General features: G+C 67.7%; 19 protein-coding genes and 3 pseudogenes. 5 read left to right on the forward strand and 17 right to left on the reverse strand.

Going from position 1 to position 18,599, the window contains the following annotated elements:
- The first annotated feature begins 5 nt into the window (after window positions 1-5).
- The 4 genes from ASD25_RS22250 to ASD25_RS22265 all read left to right on the forward strand — a co-directional run bounded on the left by ASD25_RS22250 (window position 6) and on the right by ASD25_RS22265 (window position 3,660).
- Entirely contained in the window at window positions 6-833 is an 828-nt protein-coding gene (locus tag ASD25_RS22250) for an NAD(P)H-hydrate dehydratase (RefSeq protein ID WP_056620561.1), read from the forward strand.
- 75 nt (window positions 834-908) lie between these two features.
- Entirely contained in the window at window positions 909-1,676 is a 768-nt protein-coding gene (yaaA, locus tag ASD25_RS22255; RefSeq protein ID WP_056620563.1) for a peroxide stress protein YaaA, read from the forward strand.
- Between the two features lie 67 nt (window positions 1,677-1,743).
- Window positions 1,744-2,592 carry a 3-hydroxybutyrate dehydrogenase gene (locus tag ASD25_RS22260; RefSeq protein WP_056620565.1) on the forward strand — a complete coding sequence of 283 codons (849 nt, stop codon included), beginning with the start codon at window positions 1,744-1,746 and terminating at the stop codon, window positions 2,590-2,592.
- An 18-nt stretch (window positions 2,593-2,610) separates the two neighbouring features.
- Window positions 2,611-3,660, forward strand: coding sequence for a patatin-like phospholipase family protein (locus ASD25_RS22265; RefSeq protein ID WP_056620566.1), 1,050 nt, complete (start codon window positions 2,611-2,613; stop codon window positions 3,658-3,660).
- On the opposite strand, the gene ASD25_RS22270 is transcribed toward ASD25_RS22265, so the two are convergent.
- Window positions 3,657-4,574, reverse strand: coding sequence for an L-threonylcarbamoyladenylate synthase (locus ASD25_RS22270; protein ID WP_056620568.1), 918 nt, complete (start codon window positions 4,572-4,574; stop codon window positions 3,657-3,659). The two genes, ASD25_RS22265 and ASD25_RS22270, sit on opposite strands and share 4 nt — an antisense overlap.
- Before the next feature lie 159 nt (window positions 4,575-4,733).
- Window positions 4,734-5,285, reverse strand: coding sequence for a cytochrome b (locus ASD25_RS22275; protein ID WP_056620570.1), 552 nt, complete (start codon window positions 5,283-5,285; stop codon window positions 4,734-4,736).
- Between the two features lie 119 nt (window positions 5,286-5,404).
- Between ASD25_RS22275 and ASD25_RS22280 the strand changes: the two genes are divergently transcribed.
- Window positions 5,405-7,174, forward strand: coding sequence for an acyl-CoA dehydrogenase (locus ASD25_RS22280; protein ID WP_056620575.1), 1,770 nt, complete (start codon window positions 5,405-5,407; stop codon window positions 7,172-7,174).
- Here ASD25_RS22280 and ASD25_RS22285 read toward each other — a convergent pair.
- The 15 genes and pseudogenes from ASD25_RS22285 to ASD25_RS22350 all read right to left on the reverse strand — a co-directional run.
- A pseudogene (locus ASD25_RS22285) lies at window positions 7,162-8,475 on the reverse strand (dihydrolipoyl dehydrogenase); the annotation flags it as partial. The gene ASD25_RS22280 and the pseudogene ASD25_RS22285 overlap by 13 nt on opposite strands.
- Before the next feature lies 1 nt (window position 8,476).
- Window positions 8,477-8,580: pseudogene (locus ASD25_RS33365) on the reverse strand (FAD-dependent oxidoreductase); the annotation flags it as partial.
- 1 nt (window position 8,581) lies between these two features.
- A complete protein-coding gene (locus tag ASD25_RS22290) occupies window positions 8,582-9,061 on the reverse strand; it encodes a glutathione peroxidase (protein WP_056620577.1) in 480 nt (159 codons plus the stop codon).
- A 13-nt stretch (window positions 9,062-9,074) separates the two neighbouring features.
- Window positions 9,075-10,412, reverse strand: coding sequence for a dihydrolipoamide acetyltransferase family protein (locus ASD25_RS22295; RefSeq protein WP_056620579.1), 1,338 nt, complete (start codon window positions 10,410-10,412; stop codon window positions 9,075-9,077).
- On the reverse strand, window positions 10,412-10,726 hold the full coding sequence (locus ASD25_RS22300) for a DUF5076 domain-containing protein (RefSeq protein ID WP_056620580.1): 315 nt from the start codon (window positions 10,724-10,726) through the stop codon (window positions 10,412-10,414). The genes ASD25_RS22295 and ASD25_RS22300 overlap by 1 nt, the downstream gene beginning before the upstream one ends.
- On the reverse strand, window positions 10,723-12,081 hold the full coding sequence (locus ASD25_RS22305; protein ID WP_056620582.1) for a pyruvate dehydrogenase complex E1 component subunit beta: 1,359 nt from the start codon (window positions 12,079-12,081) through the stop codon (window positions 10,723-10,725). The genes ASD25_RS22300 and ASD25_RS22305 overlap by 4 nt, the downstream gene beginning before the upstream one ends.
- 2 nt (window positions 12,082-12,083) lie before the next feature.
- Entirely contained in the window at window positions 12,084-13,112 is a 1,029-nt protein-coding gene (gene pdhA, locus ASD25_RS22310; protein ID WP_056620584.1) for a pyruvate dehydrogenase (acetyl-transferring) E1 component subunit alpha, read from the reverse strand.
- A gap of 113 nt (window positions 13,113-13,225) precedes the next feature.
- Window positions 13,226-13,543: a septum formation initiator family protein gene (locus ASD25_RS22315; RefSeq protein WP_056620587.1), complete on the reverse strand. Its 318-nt coding sequence runs from the start codon at window positions 13,541-13,543 to the stop codon at window positions 13,226-13,228.
- A 111-nt stretch (window positions 13,544-13,654) separates the two neighbouring features.
- Window positions 13,655-14,935 (reverse strand): phosphopyruvate hydratase, encoded by a 1,281-nt coding sequence (gene eno / locus ASD25_RS22320; protein WP_056620590.1) that lies wholly within the window; start codon window positions 14,933-14,935, stop codon window positions 13,655-13,657.
- A gap of 77 nt (window positions 14,936-15,012) precedes the next feature.
- A complete protein-coding gene (locus ASD25_RS22325; RefSeq protein WP_056620592.1) occupies window positions 15,013-15,636 on the reverse strand; it encodes a hypothetical protein in 624 nt (207 codons plus the stop codon).
- Window positions 15,637-15,704: 68 nt separating this feature from the next.
- A pseudogene (rpmF, locus tag ASD25_RS22330) lies at window positions 15,705-15,878 on the reverse strand (50S ribosomal protein L32); the annotation flags it as partial.
- Window positions 15,879-15,985: 107 nt separating this feature from the next.
- The gene (locus ASD25_RS22335) at window positions 15,986-16,501 is read right to left on the reverse strand and encodes a GNAT family N-acetyltransferase (RefSeq protein WP_056620595.1); all 516 of its coding nucleotides are present in this window, start codon (window positions 16,499-16,501) and stop codon (window positions 15,986-15,988) included.
- A 4-nt stretch (window positions 16,502-16,505) separates the two neighbouring features.
- A complete protein-coding gene (locus ASD25_RS22340; RefSeq protein ID WP_056620597.1) occupies window positions 16,506-17,036 on the reverse strand; it encodes a GNAT family N-acetyltransferase in 531 nt (176 codons plus the stop codon).
- A complete protein-coding gene (locus ASD25_RS22345) occupies window positions 17,029-18,141 on the reverse strand; it encodes an NAD(P)/FAD-dependent oxidoreductase (protein WP_056620599.1) in 1,113 nt (370 codons plus the stop codon). The genes ASD25_RS22340 and ASD25_RS22345 overlap by 8 nt, the downstream gene beginning before the upstream one ends.
- Window positions 18,138-18,593, reverse strand: coding sequence for a type II toxin-antitoxin system RatA family toxin (locus ASD25_RS22350; protein WP_056620601.1), 456 nt, complete (start codon window positions 18,591-18,593; stop codon window positions 18,138-18,140). The genes ASD25_RS22345 and ASD25_RS22350 overlap by 4 nt, the downstream gene beginning before the upstream one ends.
- Window positions 18,594-18,599: the final 6 nt, after the last annotated feature.

The following is an 18,599-nucleotide window of genomic DNA, read 5'->3' on the forward strand; positions in this document are numbered from 1 at the left end:
GCGCGATGACAGAAGGGGCTATCCCGGACTGGCGCGAAGCGCTGCCCTGGCCGAGCGAAAACGCCCACAAACACGCGCGGGGGCGGCTGGGCGTCGTCTCGGGCAAGGCCAGCCAGACCGGCGCGGCGCGGCTGGCGGCGCGGGCCGGTCTGAGGATCGGCGCGGGCGTGGTGCGTATTCTCTGTCCGCCGGATGCGACCGCCGTGATCGCCTCCGCCATCGAGGCCGTCATGCTGACCCCGTTCGGCTCGGCCGAGGCCCTGACCGAGGCGGTCGAGGGGATGGACGCCGTGGTCATCGGTCCGGCCGCCGGGGTGACCGACGCGACCCAGGCCCATGTGCGCGCCCTCGCCGGGACCGGGGCGGCGCTGGTGGTGGATGCCGACGGTCTGACGGTCTTCGAAGGCTGGCCCGCCGACCTGTTCGACGTTCTGGACCGGGACGATGTCCTGACCCCGCACGAGGGCGAGTTCAAACGGCTGTTCCCCGGCCTGCTCGACAAGGGCCGGGAGGTCGGGGCGCGCGAAGCGGCGAAGCGCGCGGGCGCCGTGGTCGTGCTCAAGGGACCCGCCACGATCATCGCGGCACCCGACGGTCGCCTGGCGATCAACGACAACGGCGTCCCATGGCTGGCGACCGCGGGAACCGGAGACGTGCTGGCGGGCATGATCGGCGGCCTGATGGCGCAGCGGATGGACAGTTTCGACGCCGCCCGCGCCGCCGTCTGGATGCATGCGGAGGCGGCGCGCGGCTTCGGGCCGGGCCTGATCGCCGAGGACCTGCCCGACCGCCTGCCCCAGGTTCTGGCCGCCCTCTATTCACAGGATCGCTGAACGGGACAAAGGGTCCGGTTCAATTCGTCATCGAACGGGCCTATCTGCACGCGAACGCCGCCGGAGCCTTTTCCCTTGCTGATCGTCCTGTCCCCGGCCAAGCGGCTGGATTTCACCGAGGCCCGGCCCGATGCGGCCGCATCTGAACGCCGCTTTCAGGACGACACCGCCAGCCTGTCGCGGACGGCGCGGGCGCGGACGGTGTCCGAGCTGCGCCAGCTGATGAGCATCTCCGACGATCTGGCCCGGCTGAACCGCGAACGCTTCCAGGCCTTCGACGCCGCCTCGACCGACGGCGTCCAGGCCGCCTTCGCCTTTGCGGGCGATGTCTATGAAGGCTTGAAGGCGCGCGAACTGGACCAGCCGTCATTGGCGTGGGCGCAGGATCATCTGCGCATCCTGTCCGGCTTCTACGGCCTGCTTCGGCCTCTCGACCGCATCCAGCCCTACCGGCTGGAGATGGGAATACGGCTCAAGACGCGGCGCGGATCCAGCCTGTACGACTTCTGGGGCGACCGTCTGTCGAAACAGCTTAACGCCGACGCCGAGGGCCAAGCCGATCCGACCCTGGTCAATCTGGCCAGTCAGGAATATTTCGGCGCGGTCGGCGCCAAGGCGCTGAAACTGCGTGTCGTGACCCCGCAGTTCCGCGAATCACGCGACGGCGAGAGCCGGATCATTTCCTTCTTCGCCAAGAAGGCCCGGGGCGGCATGGCGCGTTTCGCCATCGACGAGCGGATCGAGCGGGCGCAGGATCTGAAGGCCTTCGACCGCGACGGCTACGCTTTTGACAAGGCGGCCTCGAACGACACAGAGTGGATATTCACCAGATCGGGAAATTAAACCCGACTGTCGCCTTCGCAAACGCGAACGGCTAGGCTGACCAGACTGACGCACGGACGAGATACCCATGTTCCAATGGCCCAAACGCGGTGACGGCTCCCAGACCTCGAGCGAACCCTTCCGCGACATCGGCGACCTGAAGGGTCAGGTGGCGGTGATCTCGGGGTCGACCTCGGGCATCGGCCTGGCCTTCGCCCGCGCCATCGCCTCGCGCGGGGGCGACGTGGTGCTGAACGGGCTGGGCGACCCGTCCGAGATCGAACGCACCCGGGCTGAGATGGAGGCCAGCTGCGGCGTCCGCGTCCGCTATCACGCCGCCAACATGCTGCGGGGCGACGAGGTCGCCGACATGGTGGCCTACGGCAAGCACCAGCTGGGCCGCGTCGACATCCTGATCAACAACGCCGGCGTCCAGCACGTCGAGGCGGTCGAGAAATTCCCGGCTGACAAGTGGGAACAGATCATCGCCATCAACCTGTCCTCGACCTTCTACGCCACGCGTGCGGCCATTCCGATCATGAAGGCCCAGGGCCGTGGCCGGATCATCAACGTCGCCTCGGCCCATGGTCTGGTCGCCAGCCCGTTCAAGTCGGCCTATGTCGCGGCCAAGCACGGCGTCATCGGCCTCACCAAGACCGTTGCCCTTGAGGTCGCGCAGGACAACATCACCTGCAACGCGATCTGCCCCGGTTTCGTCGAGACGCCGATCGTCGAGAAACAGATCGCCGATCAGGCCCGCACGCGCGGTATGTCGAAAGAAGCGGTGCTGAAGGACGTCATACTTGGCTCGCAGCCGACCAAACGGTTCGTCACCACCGACGAGCTGACCGGGATGATGCTGTATCTGGCCTCGGACCTCGGCGCTTCGGCCAACGGGGCCAGTTTCTCCATCGACGGCGGCTGGACCGCCCAATAGGCACGGAGGCGAGCGCGGATGTCGAAGCGAAAGCCGACTGCCCCGCAACGCCGCCCCATCAGCCTGGCCCTTCAGGGCGGCGGCGCGCACGGCGCCTTCCAGTGGGGCGTGCTGGATCGCCTGCTGGAGGACGACCGGCTCGACATCCGCGCGGTTACAGCATCGTCCGCGGGGGCTATGAACGCTGCGGCCCTGATCAGCGGCCTGCACACCGGCGGAGCCGAAGGAGCCCGCCGCCAGCTCGACCTGCTATGGCGGGAGGTAAATCTGTCAGGCGGCCGAAACGTCTTCGGCGACTCGGCGATCTGGAGCGCGGCCGTACCTCCGGGATGGCTCAAGGACTCCAGCCTCTGGCGCTCGGCCGAGAACGCCGCAATGTCGATGAGCCCATATCAATTCAATCCCTTCAACCTCAATCCTCTCAAACGCGTTCTGGGTACGGCGATCGATTTTGAGGCGGTGCGGGCCTCCTCCATCCGGCTGTTCGTCGCCGCAACGGCGGTCCGGCAGGGCCGGGCGCGACTGTTCGAGACACCGGAGATCACGGATCAGGTCCTGCTGGCCTCGGCCTGCCTGCCACACCTGTTCCAGGCGGTCGAGATCGACGGCGAGCCCTATTGGGACGGCGGCTATCTGGCCAACCCCGCCCTGTGGCCGCTGTTCTACGCCGACACGCCCGACGACATCCTGTTGCTGCCCCTGAACCCTTTCGTGCGCGAGGAGACGCCGCGCGTGGCCGGGGACATCATGGACCGGCTCAACGAGATCGTTTTCAACGCCCCCCTCGTCGCCGAACTGAGGGCTATCGCCTTCGTCCAGGACATGATCGCGGACGGGCGGTTGAAACGCGCCGGCGAGAACCGCTACCGCCAGCTGATGTTGCACGCCATCGAGCCGGGCCCGTGGCTGGGCGCCCTGTCGCTGGGCACCAAATTCGACACAGAATGGACCTTCCTCAACGATCTCAAAGGTCGAGGGCGCGCCGCGGCAGGCGAGTGGCTGGAGCAATGCTTCCCCGATGTCGGCCAGAGGTCCAGTATCGATATCAAGGCCCGCTTCCTGGCCTAGCCCACGAATCCTGCCGCTCGTCGCAGCCGGTCGTTGATCGCCTCGCCAAGGCCCTGCGCGGGGATCGGCGAGACGGCGATGCCCGAGGGGCGTTCGCGATCCGCCTCGCGCAGGCGGCGGAACAGATTGGCGGCCGCCTCGCGCAGATCGCCCGAAGGGCTCAGACTCCAGCGCGGATCGCCGGCGCCCGGACCAAAGCCCAGCAGGATCTCCCCGTCGCGCACCGTCTGCGCCTCGATGCGTACGGGCGCGTCCGGCGCGTAGTGCAGCGTCAGCCGGCCGGGCGAGCGATGGCCCTCCCCGCCCCGATCAAGCGGCCCGACGACGGCCTCGAGTTCTTCGCGTGTCACCGACCCCGGCCGCAGCAGGGTAACCCGGCCGTCCAGCACCGAGACCACCGTGCTCTCTACCCCCACAGCGCACGCCCCGCCGTCGAGGGCGGCGCCGGCCGCGAAGCCCGTCTCCTCCACCGCGTCAGCGAAGGTGGTCGGGCTGGGTCGTCCCGAGCGGTTGGCCGAGGGCGCCACCAGCGGCCGACCGAAGGCGGAAATCAGGGCGCGGGCGCGGGCGTGGCCGGGCACCCGGACGGCGACGCTGTCCAGCCCCGCCCGGGCGAGATCGCACACACCGGTCCGGTCACGGACGGGGGCGACGATCGTCAGCGGACCGGGCCAGAAGGCCTCGGCCAGCGCTTGGGCGCGACCGTCGAACACCGCCACCGCCCCGGCCTGGACGGCGTCAGCGACGTGGGCGATCAGCGGGTTGAAGCGCGGACGGCCCTTGGCCTCGAAGATCGCCGCCACCGCGCGGGCGTCGCCCGCGTCGGCGGCCAGACCATAGACGGTCTCGGTCGGCAAGATGACCAGACCGCCGGCGCTCAGGACCGCGACGGCCTCGGCGTCGGACGCGCTCACGCGGGGCGCGCCTGAAGCGCCCGCACCGTCATTCGCTGTCCGACCAGTCCGTTCCACGGTCCCGCGTATCCAGAAAATCCGCGCGATCCAGCATCAGCGCGCCCGCCAGATGCGCCGCCCGCTTTTGATGCGCAAGTCCGGCACGCAGGCCGGCCGGCCTCACGGACGGCGCGGGATCCCCGGAATCATCCGGTGCAGCACATTGTCCCGGTCGACGAATTGGTGCTTCAGCGCGCCGATCACGTGCAGGGCGATCAGGACGTACAGCCCTTTGGCCGCCAACTCGTGCAGGTCCATCAGCTGGCCCGCGACCTCGCGGCCACCGCCGATCGGCAGAAGCGGCCATTCGAACAGGCCGAACCAGACGATATCGCGCCCGCCCGCCGACGACGCCGCCCAGCCCACCAGCGGCATGGCGATCAGGAAGACATAGAAGAGAACGTGGGTAGCCCGCGCCAGCAGCTTCTGCCAGCGCGGCATCGCGTCCGGCAGCGGAATGGCGGGATTGGCCAGCCGCCAGAAGATCCGGCCGAGGGTCAGGACGAGGATGGTCAGGCCGACCGACTTGTGGATCTGGACGAACTCGCGCGACAGCGGCCCCTCGGTCGCCTCATGCGCCGTGATCAGCAGCACCTGGGTCACGATGAGGGCGGCTGTCAGCCAGTGAAGGGTCAGCGAGACGGTGGAATAACGGTTGCGCGGTTCAGCCACGGGCAGCTCCTTCGAACCCTGTCACTCTGACCCGACCCGTCCCGTTCGCCAAGCCGCCGCTTGCATGCCCCGGCGGCAAGACGGCATGAACGTGGAACAGTTCGAACCGGATTCCCGCCATGACCTACCGCGCGCCCGTCCGCGACATCGCCTTCGCCCTGCAGGCCGTGGCCGGCATCGACCAGGTCGCCGCCACCGGCGCCTTCCCCGACTATGACGCCGAGGTGCTGGGCGCGGTGCTGGAGGCCGCGGCGCAGTTCTCCGAAGGGGTGCTGGCGCCGCTGAACCGCATCGGCGACCAGAAGGGTTCGACCTACGCCAACGGCTCGGTCACGGCCGCCCCCGGGTTCGCGGAGGCCTATCGCCAGTTCGCCGCGGGCGGCTGGACCGGCCTGTCCGCCCCCGCCCACGCCGGCGGCCAGGACCTGCCCAAGGCGCTGGAGCTGGCGGCCTATGAGACCGTCCACGCCGCCAACATGGCCTTTGGCCTGTGCCCCATGCTCTCGCTGGCCGCGATTGAGGCGCTGGAGGCCCATGGCACGCCCTCACAGAAGGAAATCTACCTGTCCCGGCTGGTATCCGGCGAATGGACCGGCGCCATGGTGCTGACCGAGCCGCAGGCGGGATCCGATCTCGGCGCCCTGACGGCCACGGCGACGCCGAATGGCGACGGGACATACGCCCTGAACGGCCAGAAGATCTTCATCACCTGGGGCGACCACGACGCCACGGACAACATCGTCCACATGGTTCTGGCCCGCCTGCCGGACGCCCCGACGGGGCCCAAGGGGATCAGCCTGTTCCTGGCCTCCAAATATCTGGTCAAGGACGATGGCTCGCTGGGCGACCGCAATAGCTTCCGGCCTGTCGGGGTCGAGCACAAGCTGGGCATCCACGCCTCCCCCACCTGCGTCATGTCCTATGAGGGCGCGACCGCGGAACTGGTCGGTCAGCCCAATCAGGGTCTGGCCCACATGTTCGTCATGATGAACGCCGCCCGCCTCGCCGTGGGCGTCGAGGGCGTCGGCATCGCCGAGCGGGCCTATCAGCATGCCCTCGCCTACGCACTGGACAGGCGTCAGGGCCGATCGGTCTGGACCGGCGAGGCCAACGCTCCGATCGTCGACCATCCCGACGTGCGCCGCACCCTGTCGGTGATGAAGGCGAAGGTCGCGGCCGCCCGCGCCATATGCCTGTCCACGGGCGTCGCCGCCGATCTGGCGAAGCATTCAGCGACCGAGGAAGAGCGCCGCCGCTGGAAGGGCCGCGAGGACCTGTTCACCCCCATCGCCAAGGCCTGGTCCACCGACGTCGGCTGCGAGGTCGCGTCGCTGGGGGTCCAGATCCACGGCGGCATGGGCTTCATCGAGGAGACCGGCGCGGCGCAATACTATCGCGACGCCCGCATCGCCCCGATCTACGAGGGCACCAATGGCATCCAGGCCATGGACCTTGTCGGCCGCAAGCTGTCGATGGACGGCGGCCAGTCCGCCCGCGACCTGATCGCTGACATGAAGGCGACGCTGGCGACACTGCCGCGCCTGTACTCGGGCAAGCCCGTGGAGCGGTTCGCCGCGGCGATCGAGGCCGTCGAGGACGCCACCCTCTGGTTGCTGGATCGAAAGGCAGCCGTCGACGGCGCCGCCGACGTGCTGGCCGCGGCCGACGCCTATCTCAAGCTGCTGGGCGACGTCACAGGCGGCTGGATGCTGGCCCAGGGCGCCCTCTACGCCCGCGACCAGCTGGACGGCGGCCAGGGCGACCCGACATGGCTGGAAGGCAAGATCAGTCTTTACGAGGTCTACGCCGCCAATGTGCTGGGCCACGCGTCGAGCCGCCTCGCGGCCGTGGGCCAGGGAGGTGAGTTGCTGGAGCGGATGCGCCCATAGGCGTCCAGCGCCGCCTCGTGCATGGCCTCGGACATGGTCGGGTGCGGATAGACGATGCCGTGGATGTCTTCCTCGGTCGCTTCCATGGCGATGGCGGTGACATAGCCCTGGATCATCTCGGTGACCTCGTGGCCGATCATGTGGGCGCCGATCAGGGCGCCGGTCTTCGCGTCGAAGATCACCTTGACGAAGCCTTCGATCTCGCCCGCGGCCACGGCCTTGCCGTTCACGCGGAAGGGGAAGCGGCCGACCTTGACCTCGCGCTTCGCCTCGCGCGCGCCCTGTTCGGTAATCCCGACCGAGGCGACCTGCGGCTGGGCGTAGGTGCAGCCGGCGATGGGCGAGTTGACGTTGGGGGTCTTGTAGCCGGCGATGTGCTCGGCGGCGTGGATGCCTTCGTGGCTGGCCTTGTGCGCCAGTGGCCGCGGTCCATGTTGACGCCCAGCGCCTCAAGACCGATGCCGTCGGTGTTGGCGGTGATGCCGACCGCCGAGATGCAGACCTCGGCCTCCAGCGTTTCGGCCTTGCCGCCGGCCTCGATGGCCACCTGCACGCCCTTGCCGTCCTTCGACACCTTCGTGACCTTGCAGCCGGTGCGGAACTTCATGCCGCGCTTCTCGAAGGCCTTCTGCGCCGCCTTGGACACTTCCTCGTCCTCGACGGGCATGATGCGGTCGACGGCCTCGACCACGGTCACCTCGGCGCCCAGCGCCCGATAGAAGCTGCCGAACTCGACGCCGATGGCGCCCGAGCCGATCACGACGATGGAGGCAGGCATCTTCTTCGGCGCCATGGCCTCGCGATAGGCCCAGATCTTTTCGCCATCGGCCTCAAGACCGATCTGCGGGATGGCCTTGGCCCGGGCGCCGACCGCCAGCATCACAGCCTTGGCCTCGACCGTGCGCGATCCGCCGGCTTTCAGCGCCACGACGACCTTCGGTGCGGCGACGCCCTTCTCCAGCTTTGCCGTGCCTTCGATCACCTCGATCTTGTTCTTCTTCATCAGATAGGTGACGCCCTTGTTCATCGTGGCGGCCACCCCGCGCGAGCGCTGGATGATGGTGTCGAAATCGAAGCCGACCTTGTCGGCGGACAGACCGTAGTCCTTCAGGTGCGACAGGCTCTCGTACTTCTCGGCCGACTTCAGCAGGGCCTTGGTCGGGATACAGCCCCAGTTCAGGCAGATGCCGCCCAGGCTCTCGCGCTCGACGATGGCGACCTTCTGGCCCAGCTGGCTGGCGCGGATGGCGGCGACATAGCCGCCCGGGCCCGAACCGATGACGATGAGGTCGAATTCAGCGNCGCTCGACGATGGCGACCTTCTGGCCCAGCTGGCTGGCGCGGATGGCGGCGACATAGCCGCCCGGGCCCGAACCGATGACGATGAGGTCGAATTCAGCGGCCATGTCAGATCAGCTTCTCGATATCGGCCTTGATGGCCTCGGGTTCGACCTGGGGGGCGTAGCGCGCGACCACGCGGCCCTCACGGTCGGTCAGGAATTTGGTGAAGTTCCACTTGATGTCGCGACTGCCCAGGAAGCCCTTCTTCTGGCTGGTCAGCCAGTCGAAGAGCGGGTGCCGGTCGGGGCCGTTGACCTCGACCTTGTCGAACATCGGGAAGTCGACGCCGTAGTTGGTGGAGCAGAAGCTGGCGATCTCGGCCGCCTTGCCGGGTTCCTGCTCGCCAAACTGGTTGCAGGGGAAACCCAGCACCTCGAACGGCTTGTCGGCGAACTCGCGATGCAGCGCCTCCAGCCCGGCGTACTGGCCGGTAAAGCCGCATTTGGAGGCCGTGTTGACGATCAGCAGGGCCTGGCCACGATACTGCTCCAGCGCCTGCTCGGCGCCATCGATGGCCGTGGCGCTGAAATCATAGACCGTGGTCACAACCCGCCTCCGCTTACGCCAGCATCGTCACAGGATCTTCGATCATCGCCTTGAAGGCCTGAAGGAATTTCGCGCCGACAGCGCCGTCCACCACGCGGTGATCGCAGGTCAGGGTGACGGTCATCACCGTGGCGACGGCCAGCTGGCCGTTCTTCACCACGGGACGCTGCTCTCCCGCGCCTACGCTCATGATCGCGCCCTGCGGCTCGTTGATGATCGAGGCGAAGGCCTTGATGCCGAACATGCCGAGGTTGGAGACCGAGAAGGTGCCGCCCTGGAATTCCTCGGGCTTCAGCTTGCGGTCGCGGGCGCGCTTGGCGAGGTCCTTCGACTCGGTCGCGATCTGCGACAGGGACTTGGTCTCCGCCGCGCGGATGATCGGAGTGATCAGGCCGCCGTCGATCGCCACCGCCATCGCCACGTCGGCGTGGTGGTGCATGGCGATGCCCTCGGGCGAATAGCTGGCGTTGGCTTCCGGCACGGCCTTCAGCGCCATGGCCGAGGCCTTGATGACGAAGTCGTTGACCGAGACCTTCACGCCCGACTTCTCGAGCATGGCGTTGACCCGGGCGGCCTTGATGACGAAGTCGTTGACCGAGACCTTCACGCCCGACTTCTCGAGCATGGCGTTGACCCGGGCGCGCGACGCCAGCAGGCCGTCGATCTCGCAATCGATGGTCAGCGGGAAGTGCGGCACGTCGCGGAAGCTGTCGGTCAGGCGCCGCGCGATGGCCTTCCGCATGCCGTCCAGCGGGATCAGGTCGTAGCTGCCGTCCGGAATGCCCATCTGGGCCAGCGACTGGACCTTGCGGACCTCACCGGCCGGAGCCGAGGCGGATGCAGCGGCCGGAGCCTGCGCCCCGCCCTTCGCGCCCTCGACGTCGCGTTTGACGATGCGGCCGTGCGGCCCGGTGCCCTTGACGGATTTCAGGTCGACGCCGTTCTGCGACGCGATGCGACGCGCCAGCGGCGAGGCGAAGACGCGTTCGCCGTCGGCCTTGGCCCGAGCGGGTGCGGATTTCGGAGCAGCGACGGCGGGCGCTGTAGCAGCCTCGACCTTGGGCGTTTCAGCCGGAGCCGCGGCGGCCTTGGGCGCCGGAGCGGCCGCGCCGCCCTCGTCCTTCAGGCGGGCGATGGGCGTATTGACCTTCACCCCTTCCGTGCCTTCGGCCACGAGGATGTCGGTGACCTCGCCCTCATCGACGGCCTCGACCTCCATGGTCGCCTTGTCGGTTTCGATCTCGGCGATGACGTCGCCGGCCTTGACCGTGTCGCCGACCTTGACGTGCCACTTGGCCAGAACGCCCTCTTCCATCGTGGGCGACAGGGCGGGCATCAGGATGTCGGTCATTACACGCTCCCCGGCTGGGAGGCCGGTTCGGCCACTGTCTGCACGTTGTCCGCCTTGATCACGTCGGACAGCCCCTGAAGGATCCGCTGATAGGCCTGCCGTTCATCGTGGCCATGCCGCACCGCATAGCCGTGCGCCATGTGTTTGGCGGCGTAGGCCAGCATCTGGCCGAACTGCTGTGGGTCGTTGAAGGCGGGCTTCACCGACATGACCGGCTCACCCTTCGACCACCACATGCGCAGGAGTTCGACAGCCTCGGGATCCGCGGCGACGCTGTCCGGCGTGGTCAGCTGGAACTCGGGATTCCCGCTCATGCCATCACCTGCTTCACAGCGGCGACGATCTTGTCCACGCCCGGCAGCGACAGGGCTTCCAGATTAGCGGCGTAGGGCAGCGGCACGTCTTCCTGATGCACCCGGACCGGCGGCGCATCCAGATAGTCGAACGCATGTTCGATGACCCGGGTCACGACCTCGGCGCCGACGCCCATCGGACCCCAGCCTTCCTCGGCCGAGACCAGACGGCTGGTCTTCTTGACGCTTTCCACGATGGTCTCGTGGTCCAGGGGACGCAGGGTGCGCAGGTCGACGACCTCGCAGGAGATCCCCTCCCCGGCCAGCTGTTCGGCGGCCTGCAGGGCGAAGCCGACCATGCGACTGTGCGCCGTGATCGTCACGTCCGTGCCTTCGCGGCGAACCTTGGCCTTGCCGATCGGGACCAGATAGTCCTCGACCTCGGGCACGTCGAACTCCAGCCCGTACATCATCTCGTGCTCGAGGAAGACGACGGGGTTGGGATCGCGGATGGCCGACTTCATCAGGCCCTTGGCGTCGGCGGCGTCATAAGGAGCCACGACCTTCAGGCCGGGCACCTGGGCGTACCATGCCGAATAGTCCTGGCTGTGCTGGGCGCCCACGCGGCTGGCGGCGCCGTTGGGACCGCGGAAGACGATGCCGGCGCGGATCTGGCCGCCCGACATGTACAGGGTCTTGGCCGCCGAGTTGATGATGTGGTCGATGGCCTGCATGGCGAAGTTGAAGGTCATGAACTCGACGATCGGCTTCAGCCCCGCCATGGCGGCGCCGACACCCAGGCCGGCGAAGCCGTGCTCGGTGATCGGGGTGTCGACGACGCGCTGGTCGCCGAACTCCTGCAGCAGTTCGCGGCTGACCTTGTAGGCGCCCTGATACTGGGCGACCTCCTCGCCGATCAGGAACACCTTGTCGTCCCGGCGCATCTCTTCGGCCATGGCGTCGCGCAGGGCGTCGCGGATGGTCGTCTTGACCAGCTTGGCGCCGGCCGGGATTTCGGGGTCGCGCAGTTCGACCTTCGGGGTCGCGGCGACAGGCGCCGCAGCCTTTTCAGGCTCGCCGGACGCTTCGACTTCGGCCTTGGGAGCCTCGGCCTTCGGAGCCGGAGCCGCAGCCCCGTCCTCGCCGGCCAGACGGGCGATCGGGGTGTTCACCTTCACGTTCTCGGAGCCCTCGGCCACGAGAATTTCCAGCACCTCGCCCTCGTCCACAGCCTCGACTTCCATCGTGGCCTTGTCGGTTTCGATCTCGGCGATGACCTGGCCGGCCGAGACGGTATCACCCGCCTTGATGTGCCATTTGGTCAGTGTGCCCTCTTCCATCGTGGGCGACAGCGCCGGCATGAGAATGTCGGTCACGGTCAGGCCTCCACGTAGACGTCGGTGTAGAGCTCGGACGGATCCGGCTCCGGGCTTTCCTGGGCGAACTGGACGGCGTCCGCCACGATGGTCTTGATCTCGGCGTCGATGGCCTTGAGGTCATCCTCGGTGGCGCCGGCCTGCTCCAGAAGGAGTTTGACATGGTCGATGGGGTCGCGGGTCTTCTTGACCTCGTCGACCTCTTCCTTGGCCCGGTATTTGGCCGGATCGGACATGGAGTGGCCGCGATAGCGGTAGGTCTTCATCTCGAGGATGTAGGGACCGCCGCCTTCACGGGCGCGCTTGACCGCGCGGGCCGTGGCCTCGCGGACCGCCAGCACGTCCATGCCGTCGACCTGCTCGCCGGGGATGCCGAAGCTGGAGCCGCGCTCGCTGAGCTGGGTCGTGGACGACGAGCGCTCGATGCTCGTGCCCATGGCGTACTGGTTGTTCTCGATGATGTAGATGGCCGGCAGCTTCCACAGCTGGGCCATGTTGAAGCTCTCGTAGACCTGACCCTGGTTGGCCGCGCCGTCGCCGAAATAGATGAAGGCGACCGAGTCATCGCCGCGGTACCGGCCGGCGAAGGCAAGACCGGTGCCGAGCGCGACCTGCGCGCCCACGATCCCGTGGCCGCCGTAGAAGCCCGTGGCTGTGTCGAACATATGCATCGACCCGCCCTTGCCCTTGGACGAGCCGCCAATGCGGCCGGTCAGCTCGGCCATGACCTCTTTCGGGTCCATGCCCGCGCACAGCATGTGGCCGTGGTCGCGGTAGCCGGTGATGATCTTGTCGTGACCCTGTTTGACGCTCTCCTGAACGCCCACGGCCACGGCTTCCTGGCCGATGTACAGGTGGCAGAAGCCCCCGATCAGACCCATGCCGTACAGCTGGCCCGCGCGCTCCTCGAACCGCCGGATGAGCACCATCTCGCGATAGAAGCGCAGCAGGTCCTCCTTCGAGGCCTTCGGCGTATTGGGCAGTTTGGTCGCCTTGCTGGAATCAGCTTTGGCGGCGGGGGCTTTCGCCATCCGTCATCTCCCGGCTGGACCCGCCGTTGCAGGCCTCTTGTCGTTACGGAAAGGGGCTTTAGCAGCCTTCGTTCCCGAAACGCAAAGCGCACCGGTCAAGCTGTAACGAAAGTTCACGCCTTGGGCGTGGAGCCCTTGGTCGCGACCGGAGCAGACACCCGGATCACATAGTCGCGCGGATCGCTGAAGCCCAGCACGGCGCGCGCGCGCTCTTCCAGCAGATCACGCGACAGGCTGTCCGTGCGCAGATAGCGGACGCGGACCTCAAGGTCCCGCCGCTGTTCCAGAATCCCGGCCAGCTGGGCCTCGCGGCGCACCAGCATGGCGTCGCGCGCGTGACCGCTCAGCAGGCCGCGCTCGCCCGTCAGGGCCTGTACGCCCAGATAGACGATAAGCAGCGCCAGGATGGCGGAGGGGAAATACGGCTTCATGCGCTCGGGCACTGGGGGACGCTCCTTCTGAGCGTGGACTCAAGATTGAAGGAGTCTGACCGAAAATGCCTAACGAACCGTAGCTTGGCCGCAGAAACTGCGAACCGGCGCCTACCGGTTCAGCAGCATGCCGTCGCCGAAATAGGCGCCCTGATCGCCCAGCATCTCCTCGATGCGGAGCAGCTGATTGTATTTGGCCGTCCGGTCCGAGCGGGCCAGCGAGCCGGTCTTGATCTGCCCGCAGTTGGTGGCGACGGCCAGGTCGGCGATGGTCGAGTCCTCGGTCTCGCCCGAACGGTGGCTCATCACGGCGGTGTAGCCAGCGCGGTGCGCCATATCCACAGCGTCAAGAGTCTCGGACAAGGTGCCAATCTGATTGACTTTTACGAGGATCGAATTGGCCAGACCCTCGCCGATGCCGGCGGCCAGACGGGCCGGGTTGGTAACGAACAGGTCGTCGCCGACAATCTGGCAGCGGTCGCCCAGACGCTCGGTCAGCATGCGCCAGCCGTCGAAGTCGTCCTCGGCGCAGCCGTCCTCGATCGATACGATCGGGAAGCGCTCGCACAGGTCGGCCAGATAGTTGACCATGGCGTCGGCCTCGAGCGTCTTGCCCTCGCCGGCCATGACGTATTTGCCGTCCTTGAAGAATTCGGTCGCCGCGACGTCCAGACCGAGGTGGAAGTCCTCGCCGGCCAGATAACCGGCCGCCTGCCCCGCCTTGGTGATGAAGCTCAGCGCCTCCTCGGCCGAGGCCAGGTTTGGCGCGAAGCCGCCCTCGTCGCCGACGTTGGTGTTGTGACCGGCGTCCTTCAGCTGCTTCTTCAGGGCGTGGAAGATTTCCGAACCCATACGCAGGGCTTCCGAGAAGCTCTCGGCGCCGGTGGGCAGGATCATGAACTCCTGGATGTCGATCGGATTGTCGGCGTGGGCGCCGCCGTTGATGATGTTCATCATCGGGGTCGGCAGGATGCGGGCCGAGACTCCACCCAGATAGCGGTGCAGCGGCAGGCCGGACGAGATGGCGCTGGCCTTGGCGACGGCCAGCGACACGCCGAGGATGGCGTTCGCGCCCAGCCGGCCCTTGTTCTCGGTGCCGTCCAGCGCGATCAGGGCCTCGTCGATACGGCGCTGGTCCTCGGCGTCCATGCCGGACAGGGCGTCGAAGATCTCGCCGTTGACCGCGTCCACGGCCTTGCCGACGCCCTTGCCGCCCCACAGGTCCTTGTCGCCGTCGCGCAGTTCCACGGCCTCATGTGCGCCGGTGGAGGCGCCCGAGGGCACCGCCGCGCGGCCAAAGCTGCCGTCGTCGAGGATCACATCCACCTCGACCGTCGGATTGCCACGGCTGTCGAGGATCTGGCGGGCGACGATGTCGGCGATGTCGGTCATGGGAGCGCTCTGCTGTCAGGAGTTCGGCGGGGTTTAGCGCAGCCCCCGCCGAATCGCCAACCTTCAGGCCTCGGGGATCAGGAGCATCCCTCTACCAGCTGGATCGCCGGCCCGCCCACATGGACGATGCCGACCTTGCCCGTGCTCTCGATCTCGTAGCGAACGCCGCGCGCCGCCGTGTCCTGGACATAGGCGTTGGCGGTCGCCGGCCCGCCGGTGGCCCAGACGAAGATGTCCTCTGCGGGGGGCGAGGAATATTTGTGGGGCTGCGACACAGCGCTCGCGCCGTAGGCGGCCTTGATCGCTACCGCGGTATCGCCGACGCCGAAGCCGCGATCCGTCTTCAGGGTGGAAGGCGATGCGACCGAGATACGGGTCAGGACGCCGTTCTGGATCATGACCAGCAGGCCTTCCGGCGCACGCTGGGGCCGCCACTGGTCGCAGACCTCGGGCTCGGCGCCGCCCACCGACCCCGGATCGCTGTCGGCGCCCATCGCCGCCTCGACCTCGGCCCTGGTCATGCCGATGCGCAGAGGACCAAAGCCTTGGGCGGTGAGCGCGTTCGCGGCTGCCACAGGCGTCCCCGGATCGACCTGCTGCGGCGCGGGCGCGGGTTCGGGAACAGGCTGTTCGGCGGGCGGCGCATTGCAGGCCGCCAGCGACAGCAGGACGGCGGAGCCGAGGGCGGTGAAACGGATCATGGGGCGTCTCCAGCTTGGGATGCCGACAGAACGCACGAAAACGGCGCGCGAGTCATCGCGCGCCGTAACTTGGGCGTCAGAACCTGACGGCCGCGATAGGTGCCGGTCTTCAGGTCGATGTGGTGCGAGCGGCGCAGCTCGCCCGTGTCCTTGTCCTCGGTGTAGGCGTTGACGCCCAGCGAGTCGTGCGAGCGGCGCATGTTGCGACGCGAGGGCGATACTTTGCGCTTCGGAACGGCCATGTCCGTCTCAATCTTCTTAGTCGGCGCTACAAGAGCGCGAAAACAACAGCGGCGGCCCGAGAGAGCCGCCAGCGAGGGCGGGCTTATGCCTGAACCCGTCCCGAAGTTCAAGCGGGAGCTTTTGTCTTCCGATCCGAGCGCGACAGGGCATAGAAGACGCTGTCCTTCCAGACACCGCCGACGTTCCAGGTGCGCTCCCCAAAGCCCGTCCGCACGAAGCCCAGTCGCTCCAGCAGCCGAATCGAGGCGGCGTTCTCCGGATCGACGTCGGCGGTCAGGCTTTCGATGTCGCGGGTCGCAAAGACATGATCGATCGCGGCGCCCACAGCCTCGGCGGCCAGTCCCTGCCCCCAGAGATCGGGGTGCAGGATGTAGCCGACATCGGGCAGCCGCCAGAAGCCGGCCTTGCCGATCACGCGGCCGTCCAGCTCGATGACGAAGTCTGGATGATCAGGGCCGTTGGCGATCATACCGTCCAGCCATGCCGCCGTTTGCTCGAGCGTCTCGTGCGGCGGCGTCGACCACCACAGGGTCGCGCGCGGGTCTGACAGAACGGCGTGCATGCCTTCCAGATCGTCCGGGCCGGCGGAACGCAGGGTCAGGCGGGGGGTGCGGATCTCCACCGGTTCAGACCAGCTCGTGTTCCATGACGACGAAATGCAGGTCGTCACGTTTGGGGAGGCCGAAACGCGGGTCGCCGTAAGGGAACGGCAGGGTCGCCCCTGTCATGTGGTAGCCCAGCCGCTCGTACCAGCTGATCAATGTCTCGCGCTGAGGGAAGACGGAGATGCGCACGCGGCGGGCGCCGAAGCGCTCCGCCAGCGCCCGGTGGGCGGCCTCGACGAGACGACGACCCAGACCGCCGCCCTGCAGCGTCGGGCTGACCGACAGCATGCCGAAATAGCCCGTTCCCTCGCCCCGGTCGGCGATCAGAACGCAGCCGACCAATTCCTCACCACGCCAGGCCGACAGCAGGGCCTGTTCCGGATCGGCGAGGATTCCCGCCAGATCTTCGGGATCGGTGCGCTGGCCGTCCAGAAGGTCCGCCTCGGTCGTCCAGCCGGCGCGCGAGGCCTCGCCGCGATAGGCGCTCTCGATCAGGCGATGCAGGGTGGGAATCTCCGCCGCGACCGCCTCGCGGATCTTGATCTCAGTCATGGGCCAGCGTTTCGCTGACCGCCTCGCCGATCGCAAGCGAACTGGTCAGGCCGGGGCTCTCGATGCCGAACAGGGCGACCAGACCGTCGAGGCCGTGATCTTCGCGCCCTCGCAGCTGGAAATCGGGTTGAGGTTCGCCCGGCCCGTGCAGCTTGGGCCGGATGCCGGCGTAGTCAGCGGTCAGGGCGCCCTCCGGCAGGCCCGGCCAGAAGCGGCGGACATAGCGTTCGAACTCCGCCGCCTTGGACGCATCGACCGAATAGTCCTCGGTCTCGACATAGACGAGGTCGGGTCCGAACACGGCCTGACCGCCCAGATCCTTGCGGTAGTGAGTGCCCAGCGCGCCGGGAATGGGCGGCGGATAGACCAGCCGCTCGAACGGCGCCTTGCCCGTCAGGCGGAAATAGACGCCCTTGCCGAAATGGCCCGCCGGAATGCCGTCGGCGGGATAGCCGACGATGCGGCCCGCCACATCCTGCGCGCCGAGACCCGGCGCAGTGACGAGCAGGCGCGTGGTCAGGGCCGCCCCGCCCTCCCCGCCGGCCATGAGGGTGAAACCGCCGCCCGCCATCGGCTCCGCGCGTTCGAACGGCGTGGAGACGACCACCGAACCGCCCGCGTCCTCGATCTCGCCCTGCAGGGCTAGCATGTAGCCGTGGCTGTCGAACACCCCGCTCTCGGGCGACAGGATGGCCGCGTGGGCGTTCAGGCCCGGCTCCAGCGCCCGCGCCTGCGCGCCGGTCAGGTGATCCAGCGCCTCGACCTCATTGGCCACACCCTGTTCGAAGATGGCCTCGATGCGATCGACCTCGGACTCATTCGTCGCCACGACCAGCTTGCCGCATTTACGGAAGTCGACCTTGTGGCTCTCGAGGAAGGGATAGAGGACGCGGCGGCCCTGAACGCAGAACCGCGCCTTCAGAGATCCGGTCGGATAGTAGAGGCCGCCGTGGATGACCTCGGAGTTGCGCGAGGACACGCCCTGCCCGATGTGCGGCTCCTTCTCAAGGACCAACACCGAGAGACCCCGCTTCGCCAGCGCGCGGCCGCAGGCCAGACCGACCGCGCCGGCGCCCACCACCGTCGCGTCGAAATCGAAACTCACGCCTGCGGACCGTAGAGTTTGGCCGCCCTAGCCTCGAAGCAGTGCATCAGCTTGCTGACCGCCCGGTCGAAATTGGCGTGCAGGACCCCATCCAGGATCCGGGACTTGAAGGCGAAGTCGATGAAGAACTCGACCCGCGTGCCTTTGGGATCGGGGAAGAACTCCCAGCGGTTGTTCAGATACCTGAACGGCCCGCGCAGCAGACCGACCTCGACGACAGCGCGGTTCCGGTCATGCCGAACCCAGGTCGAGAATTTTTCCTTGAGGAAGGAGAAGCCGACGGCGGCCTCGGCGTCCAGAACCGACACGCCCGGCGCCTCTTCCCTCGGAGCCCATGTGCGCATCGCCGTCACCCACGGCACGAACTCGGGATAGGCGCGCACGTCGGCCACCAGCGCGGCTAGCTGCTCGGGCTTGTAGGGCAGGATTTTCGTGACGCGGTGGACGGCCAAGCGCGG

It is taken from the genome of Brevundimonas sp. Root1423 (assembly GCF_001426805.1).

Excerpts from the sequence above, each read along its gene's own strand:
- ASD25_RS22300 (WP_056620580.1), bottom strand. The coding sequence starts at position 10,726 with ATGAGCGGGAATCCCGAGTTCCAGCTGACCACGCCGGACAGCGTCGCC.
- ASD25_RS22280 (WP_056620575.1), top strand. The coding sequence starts at position 5,405 with ATGACCTACCGCGCGCCCGTCCGCGACATCGCCTTCGCCCTGCAGGCC.
- ASD25_RS22315 (WP_056620587.1), bottom strand. The coding sequence starts at position 13,543 with ATGAAGCCGTATTTCCCCTCCGCCATCCTGGCGCTGCTTATCGTCTAT.
- ASD25_RS22295 (WP_056620579.1), bottom strand. The coding sequence starts at position 10,412 with ATGACCGACATCCTGATGCCCGCCCTGTCGCCCACGATGGAAGAGGGC.
- eno (WP_056620590.1), bottom strand. The coding sequence starts at position 14,935 with ATGACCGACATCGCCGACATCGTCGCCCGCCAGATCCTCGACAGCCGT.
- ASD25_RS22340 (WP_056620597.1), bottom strand. The coding sequence starts at position 17,036 with ATGACTGAGATCAAGATCCGCGAGGCGGTCGCGGCGGAGATTCCCACC.
- ASD25_RS22325 (WP_056620592.1), bottom strand. The coding sequence starts at position 15,636 with ATGATCCGTTTCACCGCCCTCGGCTCCGCCGTCCTGCTGTCGCTGGCG.
- ASD25_RS22250 (WP_056620561.1), top strand. The coding sequence starts at position 6 with ATGACAGAAGGGGCTATCCCGGACTGGCGCGAAGCGCTGCCCTGGCCG.
- ASD25_RS22265 (WP_056620566.1), top strand. The coding sequence starts at position 2,611 with ATGTCGAAGCGAAAGCCGACTGCCCCGCAACGCCGCCCCATCAGCCTG.
- pdhA (WP_056620584.1), bottom strand. The coding sequence starts at position 13,112 with ATGGCGAAAGCCCCCGCCGCCAAAGCTGATTCCAGCAAGGCGACCAAA.
- ASD25_RS22260 (WP_056620565.1), top strand. The coding sequence starts at position 1,744 with ATGTTCCAATGGCCCAAACGCGGTGACGGCTCCCAGACCTCGAGCGAA.